The sequence below is a fragment of the Gilliamella bombi genome (genome assembly GCF_900103255.1).
Classification (GTDB): Bacteria; Pseudomonadota; Gammaproteobacteria; order Enterobacterales; family Orbaceae; genus Gilliamella; species Gilliamella bombi.
In genome coordinates, this window is the sequence record NZ_FMWS01000025.1 from 41,094 (window position 1) to 50,926 (window position 9,833).

The 9,833-nt window shown below is 33.8% G+C and carries 8 protein-coding genes and 1 tRNA gene; 4 read left to right on the forward strand and 5 right to left on the reverse strand.

The annotated features are described in order from the left end of the window. Positions 1 to 47 precede the first annotated feature (47 nt). Positions 48 to 374 (reverse strand): Grx4 family monothiol glutaredoxin, encoded by a 327-nt coding sequence (locus B9N71_RS05980; protein ID WP_034914241.1) that lies wholly within the window; start codon positions 372 to 374, stop codon positions 48 to 50. Positions 375 to 2,173: 1,799 nt separating this feature from the next. Here B9N71_RS05980 and B9N71_RS12780 point away from each other — a divergent pair. Next, positions 2,174 to 2,389 (forward strand): hypothetical protein, encoded by a 216-nt coding sequence (locus B9N71_RS12780; RefSeq protein ID WP_143422060.1) that lies wholly within the window; start codon positions 2,174 to 2,176, stop codon positions 2,387 to 2,389. A gap of 200 nt (positions 2,390 to 2,589) precedes the next feature. On the opposite strand, the gene B9N71_RS05990 is transcribed toward B9N71_RS12780, so the two are convergent. Continuing rightward, on the reverse strand, positions 2,590 to 3,132 hold the full coding sequence (locus tag B9N71_RS05990) for a hypothetical protein (protein WP_085164810.1): 543 nt from the start codon (positions 3,130 to 3,132) through the stop codon (positions 2,590 to 2,592). A 1,180-nt stretch (positions 3,133 to 4,312) separates the two neighbouring features. Here B9N71_RS05990 and B9N71_RS05995 point away from each other — a divergent pair. Next, positions 4,313 to 4,780, forward strand: coding sequence for an STY0301 family protein (locus B9N71_RS05995; RefSeq protein ID WP_085164813.1), 468 nt, complete (start codon positions 4,313 to 4,315; stop codon positions 4,778 to 4,780). Between the two features lie 29 nt (positions 4,781 to 4,809). Here B9N71_RS05995 and B9N71_RS06000 read toward each other — a convergent pair. After that, positions 4,810 to 4,881 (reverse strand) — tRNA-Arg (locus B9N71_RS06000). Positions 4,882 to 5,007: 126 nt separating this feature from the next. Between B9N71_RS06000 and B9N71_RS06005 the strand changes: the two genes are divergently transcribed. After that, the gene (locus tag B9N71_RS06005; protein ID WP_085164815.1) at positions 5,008 to 5,766 is read left to right on the forward strand and encodes an MlaA family lipoprotein; all 759 of its coding nucleotides are present in this window, start codon (positions 5,008 to 5,010) and stop codon (positions 5,764 to 5,766) included. Positions 5,767 to 5,882: 116 nt separating this feature from the next. Here B9N71_RS06005 and B9N71_RS06010 read toward each other — a convergent pair whose 3' ends face one another. Together B9N71_RS06010 and B9N71_RS06015 are read right to left on the reverse strand one after the other, a co-directional pair. Continuing rightward, positions 5,883 to 6,698, reverse strand: a complete 816-nt coding sequence (locus B9N71_RS06010) for a TIGR03915 family putative DNA repair protein (RefSeq protein ID WP_085164817.1) — start codon at positions 6,696 to 6,698, stop codon at positions 5,883 to 5,885. Between the two features lie 2 nt (positions 6,699 to 6,700). After that, positions 6,701 to 7,966 carry a putative DNA modification/repair radical SAM protein gene (locus B9N71_RS06015; protein WP_085164819.1) on the reverse strand — a complete coding sequence of 422 codons (1,266 nt, stop codon included), beginning with the start codon at positions 7,964 to 7,966 and terminating at the stop codon, positions 6,701 to 6,703. A 261-nt stretch (positions 7,967 to 8,227) separates the two neighbouring features. On the opposite strand from B9N71_RS06015, the gene fabB reads away from it, so the two are divergent. Next, positions 8,228 to 9,439 carry a beta-ketoacyl-ACP synthase I gene (gene fabB / locus B9N71_RS06020; RefSeq protein ID WP_034910913.1) on the forward strand — a complete coding sequence of 404 codons (1,212 nt, stop codon included), beginning with the start codon at positions 8,228 to 8,230 and terminating at the stop codon, positions 9,437 to 9,439. Positions 9,440 to 9,833 lie beyond the last annotated feature (394 nt).

The following is a 9,833-nucleotide window of genomic DNA, read 5'->3' on the forward strand; positions in this document are numbered from 1 at the left end:
AAAAAGCGCGCCTATTTTGCGCGCTTAATTTACCATACTGCATCAAATTAGGATTTATACTTTTCCGCAGTTTGCTTAATAAGCGTTTGCAGTTCGCCTGTTTGAAACATCTCTAGCATAATATCACAACCACCTACTAATTCGCCTTCAACCCATAATTGTGGAAACGTTGGCCAATTAGCGAATTTAGGTAATTCGGCACGAATATCAGGGTTTTGTAAAATATCAACGTAAGCAAACGCTTCACCACATTGCGACAAAACCTGCACCGCCTGAGCCGAAAAGCCACAGCTTGGCAATTTTGGCGAACCTTTCATATATAAAATAATCGGGTTATCGGCAATTTGTTTTTTGATTTTGTCGAGTGTTGTCATTTCAGTCGTCATGCGATTTCCTTGGTAATTTATTGTAATAATGCGAGCTATTTTAACGTACAATTTTGCTTGTTCCTACTGGTATCTTATAACCAAGCTACTTAATGGGGATTTTTAGAGCAAATTATGGAGGCGTTATTTTTTAAAACAATTAAAATAGAAAATAATAAAACCAACCTAATCCCTGACGTTTTTTTGCTGGGATAAGTGGGTTTTACTGGATTTACCTTTGCACAAGGAGCCTCTTTGTCGACTCGTGGCCTTCTGCTTAAGCAGAAGGCGCTTTCTTTAATTAGCCTATCACTCAAGGATTAAGAATTAAATGCTAAGGAGTTGTACAAATCACATACGAGGAGAAACTTGGAAAAAGACCCATCACGCTACCATTTCCATTTACAACGAATGAATCATCACCTGTCCAGTACTCTCCGAAGCGGTTGAAGTTTGTACCAGAGTAACCGGCCAACAGCCCCCATTCCGTAAGAAATCCTGCCCCTATTCGGCGCTGATAATGATTACCTGTTGATGATGGCGTAGCACCGACAGCTCCATTACATCGCCTATCTGTATTCAAACCAAAACACACAGCATTAGTCAGATCCTTTACCTGTGGTATACGATATCCTAACCCCCTACACCAATCAGCTTGCTGAAAAGAATACGCTCCTTGATCTCCTCTGTGAACAAACCACTTTTGTAATACAAATGCATATCTTACTATCTCATTACCGCTTCTATCTCTCCCCACTAATACGAATTCCCACGGTAACCTTGGTACAGTAATTCGACTTGGATAAGGATTATACCATTGAAATCTAGCCTCTGGCCCCTTTAGAGTAACACGTGTTACCATTTCTTTAGTCCATCTATCGTTTGTCATTGTCCTTTTTACGGTGACGGTTATTCCATCATGCGTGACTGGTGTCCATGTCAATTGATCTGGATCAACGCCCTTTATCGCTAAATCAAAAAATAATCCATCAGCCCCTGTGGTTGGAAAATTAGATTTTGGATCTGATTGAATGGGAAATCCCTCTTTTACATTCCATGCGTCAATAGGGCCTGCATATTGATCTGTACCCCAATCCTTATTTGGCCTTACATAACTAATAGCTGGTATAAAAGGTTCATCTGGTAATGGTTCTGATGGTAATATTATGGCATCACTACGATAATTATTCGCTCGACCACTTGTGCTAGCCAATGCCTCTAAACTCCATAAATAGGGCAATAATAACAGCCCCAACACCAACAAAATTTTTCGGAACAACTTCGATGATGAGTTGAGAGATAATTTGGAAAATATAAATGAGTTTCGTGCAAAAACTCGTCGGATAAAATTATTTGATAAATTTAAGGCATAGGTTTGCCAGTGCTTGTNNTGCCTAAAATAATAATGCATTTTATTTCGCCTGTCAAGTAATTATTTGTTTTATTTAGATTTTTATAATTATTAGCTTATTTAATAAGCATGTTTTCCTATAGTGATAAAAGTATAACCATTTAAAAAATAGTTGGCTAGTTTTTTAGCGAATTTTTTGTAAAGAAATGTAAAGATGAAAACAATTCAGCTTTAGATAGGAATAAATTTTCAATAAAAATATAAAGTTATATTTATGATAATTTAGATTTTGTGGGATTATTAATATTGGTAATAACGTTTGAGTTAGTAAATTTTTATGCTTTCTTCCACTTTAATCATTTTATCCATAATATTCTCCTCGTCCCAAATTGGACAGAAGTTGCCTCAAAAATATAAATAAAAATCATAAGAGAAAATACTAAAGTCAGAAATTTGAGTGTCAAATTCAAACAACAAACAGCAAATTATTCGTTATCTGATGCTCATCTTTCTATCAGCAAACTTACTAACACCTAGGCAAGGTAAATTAACAAAAGACTTAGAGACATTGAGTCTGCATCATAATGCAAAGGACATAATAATACTCAATAGTACATGGGTAACTGATACAACTTATATTAAAACAGATAAAGATGGTTATATTTGCCCATAATTATCGATTTATATAGACAAACAGTAATGACTAGTCAAACTAGTTATCACATATGTTATGTTTTTAGCAAAATTATATTATACAAAATTTTATGCCTTTCAATTGAAAGAAGCACCTACTTTATTTTCTTTAACTTAATGTAATAATGCGATTATTCCTACAATTAGCTAAATAAAGTGAATAACCGCAATCAATTATCACTAGTGATTTATGGACTTATTATTAATTTTTTGTGTTATGAATGTAGTAAAAAATTTCATCACTTTTAAAATAAGAAGAATAAAAAAATAAATGACGAAAGGGAATACAAATATATAACTCCACATAATAACAAAAACAAAGAAATCAGTTAGAAAATAATCTGTATCAATAAATAAATAGACAGCATTATCAAAATCTTCCATAGTTAAATAATTGATACGGAATAAAAATGTACCCAGTCCTAGAATCGATATAATGGCAAATACAAATAATAAAAATTTAATAATTAACGATTTAAATGAAGTTGATTTATTATCTTTAGGACCAAATAGGATCATTTTCGCTGATTTAATAAACATGGTAATAAAAAAAAATAAATAGCAAATTGATGCCAATATCATCACCATACCAGCACTACCAGCTTGTTCACAATTATCAGCTCGCATACAAAATATGTAAAATAACAAAAATACCCCATAACTAATTAATAACTCTTTAATCAATTTCCTATCTTTTACATAATCTTTAATTGTTTCAATCATTCCCTACACCATCTTCTAATTAAATAAACCTATATCAACCTAAGCAGAACTAATGCTAATAATAATTTTATCTTAAATTTAATAAGCTGAAGAATAATGCATTATGATCTGTTTAATTTCAATTATTATTTAATATAAATTTTTTATTGTTATTTTGACAAATTTACTAATTTGGAAACAAATTTTAGATGTTAATTGATATATTGATTCAGAATTGTGGTCCTTGCTGAACTTAGACCAACGACCAATTGATTAAGAGTGACACGTATTATTTTAATTTATTATAAATTAATAAAAGAAGATGTTAGCTAATTCGATTACTGTATACTTATTCACTATTTTTTAGTTTACTTTACATTATTTACGGCACAAATATATCACAACAACATAAGTTTCCTGTTTTTTGGAAACACCCTAAAACCAAAATCCAAGTCGCTGAAGCTCACCTAAATAAAAAATCATTTAATAACCTATTTCATAACCAAGGTGTGTCAATTACTTGGCGTCAGTACATCAGGTTATTATGTCTGGCTAAAATGCCGTATTAAATCAGTAAAATTCGAGTATATCAAAAAGCAGTATTGGCACCATAAGGCAAGTTTGAGTAAGCAGAGTCGCCTCATGATGCCAGAGATATAGACTATCAAGTTTCATATTAGCAATGTTTTGCAACAATTTAGATTACGAAGTCAACCATGACATAAATACCAGCATCCATAATAATATCGTTCCCAATACGTTAGATTGACAATTTAACCTTATAAGCCTAATGCAATATAAATAACCGATATTACTTATATTAAAACGGGTGAAGGTTGGTTATATTTGTCGGTGATTATCGATTTATATGGACGAAAAGTGATTGCTAGGCAAGCTAAGTTTAATTGTTAACAAGTGTAAACCACTATCATGCCAATAATCACTTAAGCTTAAGGGATTGATGGTATATTCGCTATATAAACCCTTAATTTACTAAAAATAGCCAAACAAAGAAATCAACAAAATCAATAAGTTTTCTGTCTGATTTTTATCACTATTAGTTTAAAAAACGAGCCACCTATAAATCTACCATAACATACTAAATATCTTTAAAAAACTGAGTAATATCTTCTTTTTTACACTTGACGTAATTGATAACATTGGCATAATTGCACAATCAACACTTTATCTGGATCTATCCATGAAATATAAAATAATCAACCTTAGTATTTTCTTTTTAGCTTCGATTAGTGCTTTACCCTCTGCTCAAGCCAACGAAATAATTTGCCCAAGCTCAATAACAATTAAATCTGCTCATTTAGATATTGATAATCTACCTGACGATTGGATGATTTCTGAAAAGAAAGATGCGTTATTATTGCTTGATGGCTTTGGCGTCTATTCTGACAACCCCGCTAAAAAAATCCAGCAAAAACCAGAAGCTGGTATCATTGATGGCAAAGAACATCAAACAACCTGGAGCGTAAACACCACTTACGACCAAGGAGGTAGTTGGGTCAGTTGTGATTACAATTATGGTGAAGTAAATCTAATAAAAAAAATCGCTAAAACCATGAAAAGTTGCTGGGAAATTGATTCGATGGATCAATTCGATCGATTACACATCACGCTTAAGTGTAGTACTAGTGAATTGCAAGAAGTTAAATAGGTTTTGAATTTTATTGAACTGTATAATTTCGACCCCAGCAGGAATCGAACCTGCAACTAGCCCTTAGGAGGGGCTTGTTATATCCATTTAACTATGAGGTCATAGGGTTGTACATTTTAATAAATTTTATTAGATAATGCCATTTAAATAACGAAAAATTTTCTATTTTAAGTAATCATGATACAATCGCATCATAATTAACCTCATTACTTTTAATCGAAGATACTATGAAAAAACGAATTGTTGGTATGATGTTTTCTGTAATGGCACTCACAAGTTGTGCTACTTATCAAGCCGAAACTAATTCCTATAGTGATCCGTTATCAGGTTTTAACAAAACCATGTTTGATGTTAACTACTATGCGCTTGATCCCTATGTTTTGCGTCCTGCCGCAGTAGCTTGGAAAGATTATGTTCCGTCTCCTGTTCGTACAGGTGTAGTTAACTTTTCATCTAACCTTTCTGAACCCGCTTCAATGGTGAACAACTTATTACAAGGTGACGTTCATAAAGCTGGAACACATTTAGCACGATTCTTTTTAAATACCGTTTTCGGTTTTGCTGGTTTGATGGATGTTGCTAGCATGTCTGATCCACAATTACAAAAAGGCGGCAAACGAACTTTTGGTGATGTTCTTGGTCATTACGATGTACCTTATGGTCCTTATGTTGTACTGCCATTTTATGGTTCAGCAACATTGAGAGAAGAAGGTGGTGGTATTGTTGACACCCTTTATCCTCCACTTGTTTGGATAGATTGGCAATGGATGTTGGCACGTGGTGTAATTGATGGCGTTGAAGCACGTGCAATGGCAATCGAGTATGAAGATCTGATTAAAAGTAGCGATGATCCTTATAACTTTATGCGTAATGCTTACTTCCAGCGTAATGACTTTATCGCATCGGGTGGTAAAGTAGATGAAAATAAACAAAAACAACGTGAAGAATCGATTAATGATGTTATTAATGATATCGATTCGCAATAACTTTTGTTAAATTATGTACTTTTATTAAATCATGTTAAAAACCGCCGTTATTTGGCGGTTTTTTTATGTTCTTTTATTTATGATGATACTAATTTAGTCATTTTTTATTTACATATTTATTTTGATATTGATTTCATTTCTGGTAAATATTGCCAAAATCGGCTTGGCATTTGCTGACGTTGTAATTTAGGATTGATTCGTTCTTTTATAGTTAATGCATTACAATAACGTAACCACATATTCTGAAATAGTACTTCGTCCTTAGATAGGTAATGTTGATTCACCTGACTATTAATAATCAGATCATCTTTATCAACGAGCGAGATCGGTTCAATACTGTGTAAATTATAGATATAACCATATTTGCGCTTTTCATCATATATAACCCACTTTTGATCGGCAAAACGATCTTTAAAAAATTTAAGAACCAAAGGCAATACGTTATAAATAGGAGCAATATTCGAAAAATAGATCTTATCTTCCCTTTCATTAGGCACCGTCGTATCTTTAAGAGGATTGTCAACTGCACTAAAACGTACAAATTGCATTATACGATGTCGCTCCCGACTAACTTTTTTGGCAATATCATGTACAAATAACACATCTTTATCGGCAAAATCCGTTTCGATTGATTTAGATGATTTAAATACCTTGCAAATATAACGAAAAACAATTAAATCACTTTCAGGCAATTCTGATAACCAAACATACATTAAATGACGAAGCGCCGCTTTACTAATCTTATTAATTAACGCCAAACGTACACGCTCATATTTAAGATCACAAAATTCAACATTATGCCTATTAGACACTAATAGCGGTTCAACCTGCCCAATAGCCAACAGGCATTCGGGCATCTTTTTGAGTTTAAAAGCATCAAATACCGCACATAGCAATCCTTCAAAGCTTTTATCATAATAAAACGCCAACATGTCTACCACTCCATGGCTAATTGCTGTGAAATATTATCTTGTTTATCTTCTAACAAAGGCGGATCTTGCAACGATAGTCGGATATATTCGGCCGAAGAATCAAGCAATTTAAATTTTCTCATTTCATGACAAACAACAAAAAATTTTGCTCGCTTTAAAACAACACCAATACGTTTAAGCGCATCAAAAGTAAGCTTACGATGACGTCTTGCCATCACAATTAACTTGGCCGATTTAACACCAATGCCTGGTACTCGCAAAATTTTTTGATAGCTATCACGGTTAACATCAACGGGAAAAAACTGCGGATTACGGATAGCCCAAGCCAGTTTAGGATCAACGCTTAAATCAAGATCAGGATATTGATCGTTAACAATTTCATCAACATTAAAATCATAAAAACGCAATAACCAATCGGCTTGATATAAACGATTTTCTCGTACTCTTGGTACGTCTTGTACAACAGGCAACCGCTTATCGTAACCATTAACAGGAATAAATCCCGAGTAATAAACTCGTTTCATACTTGGGCGTTTGTAAAGCTTGGCGGTTAATTGCAAAATCAGTTTATCTGATTCATCGGTTGCGCCAATAATAACTTGAGTACTTTGCCCAGCAGGTACAAATTTGGGTGTAGTGCGAAATTTTTTACGATCTTCGATATTTTCTAACACATTTTGATGTATTTGACGCATAGGCTGATAGATACTTTGATGATCTTTATCAGGTGCTAATAATTTAAGATTTTCTTCAGTTGGAATTTCTAAATTAACACTCATTCTATCAACCAATAAACCTGCTTGATTAATTAACTCATTACTAGCACCAGGAATCGCTTTCATATGAATATAGCCATTAAAACCATATTCATTTCGCAAAATCTTTACCACTTTAATCATTCTTTCCATAGTATGATCTGGGCTTCTTACAATGCCTGAACTAATAAATAAACCTTCAATATAATTACGGCGATAAAATTCAACGGTCACATCAGCCAACTCACGTGGTGTAAAACCCGCTCTTGGAATATCATTACTTTGACGATTAATACAATAAGCACAATCAAACATACAATAATTAGTGAGCATAATTTTAAGTAACGAAACGCATCGCCCATCGGCAGTAAATGTATGACAAATACCAGACTTATGTGCACTACCAATGCCTTTACCTTTATTACCTCTTGAAGTGCCACTTGATGAGCAAGAAATATCATACTTTGCCGATTCAGCTAATATCTCAAGTTTAGTTATCATTTTTTCGTTCATATTGTGCCATTAAAATAACTGTTTATTTATACAGTATACAGTAATTATATTAAGCTTAGCAAGTAAATATTGTCGACAAAATCACTGTTACCTACGCTACTTAGGCAATTCTATTGATTTGATTACTTTTATATAAATAGTTAAGACAATATCAAAAGATATAAATAAAAACATGGCAAGGTATTGTTCAGCTTACAACTGTACGCTATAATCAACAAACTTTTTTATATGAAGCCAGATAACTTAGGAGCTAAATAGTAAATGAAACGAGTTGTAATTACAGGGTTAGGAATTCTTTCAAGTATTGGGAATAATACTAAAGAAGTCTTAGAATCACTAAAAGTAGGTCGTAGTGGTATTACCTTTTCTCAAGAAATGAAAGATAGCGGAATGCGTAGCCATGTATGCGGAAATGTAAAACTTGACACTACTGGACTCATTGATCGCAAAGTTGTTCGTTTTATGAATGATGCTTCTATTTACGGTTATCTTGCTTTACAACAGGCTATTGAAGACGCAAAATTAACCCCTGAACAAGTCTCTAACCCTCGTACTGGCTTAATTGCTGGTTATGGTGGCTCAACTAAAACACAATACAATGTAGTAGCCGGAATGAAAGAAAAGGGATTACGAGGTGTAGGTCCTTATGCTGTAACCAAATCAATGTCATCGGCGATTTCGGCTTGCTTAGCAACTCCATTTAAAATTAAAGGAATTAGCTACTCAATGACATCTGCTTGTGCGACATCAGTTCACTGTATTGGTCATGCTGCTGAACTTATTCAACTTGGCAAACAAGACATCGTCTTTGCGGGTGGTGGTGAAGAACTTTGCTGGGAAATGTCTTGCGAATTTGATGCCATGGGCGCTTTATCAACCAAATATAACGACAACCCAGAAAAAGCATCACGTGCTTATGATAAAAACCGTGATGGTTTTGTTATTGCTGGCGGTGCAGGTATGGTTGTAGTTGAAGAATTAGAACATGCGCTTGCTCGTGGTGCTCATATTTATGGCGAACTGGTTGGATATGGCGCAACGTCGGACGGTCATGACATGGTTGCCCCATCAGGTGAAGGCGCAATGCGCTGTATGCAACTTGCCATTCAAGATTTAGATGTACCAGTTGATTACATCAACACCCACGGCACATCAACCCCAGTTGGTGATGTCAAAGAATTATGGGCAATCAAACAAGTATTTGGCGATAACATCCCTGCTATTTCATCAACCAAATCAATGACTGGTCATTCATTAAGTGCAACAGGTGCGCAAGAGCTTATCTATTCATTATTAATGTTAGAACATGGCTTTATTACACCAAGTATCAATATTGATGAACTTGATGAAGCAGCAATCGGCATGAACATTATTACTGAACCAACCGAGCGTGAACTAACAACAGTCATGTCAAATAGCTTTGGTTTTGGTGGTACTAATGCCTCAATTGTAATGAAAAAATATAAAGCTTGATAAGTAAATTTAATTAATATCAATCAAAAAAACCGTTCTAGATTGAACGGTTTTTTGTAAAGTTGATAATGAAAATTAAATATTTATAATACGTTACTTAAAAATAGCCGTGTTTGTTCAGCAGCAATCTTAATCAATAAAGGCAATAGCAACAAGCAAAGCTTCGGCTTTAGCAATAGCATCGATTTTAATCATCTTTTTGACATCCATATAATTATCTGCATTCGGCTTTGACGCTCTGATAAGGCAAGCATATTAGCATTGTGGTGCTATAAGTGTGTTTTTTACTTTAAAATCGTTCAGGTAGACTATTGATTTTATTGAAGTTTTTATTTGCATTTTTAAATAAAATCAAACACTTATAAGCTAGTTTTTTATTACGTTGAATTTGGCT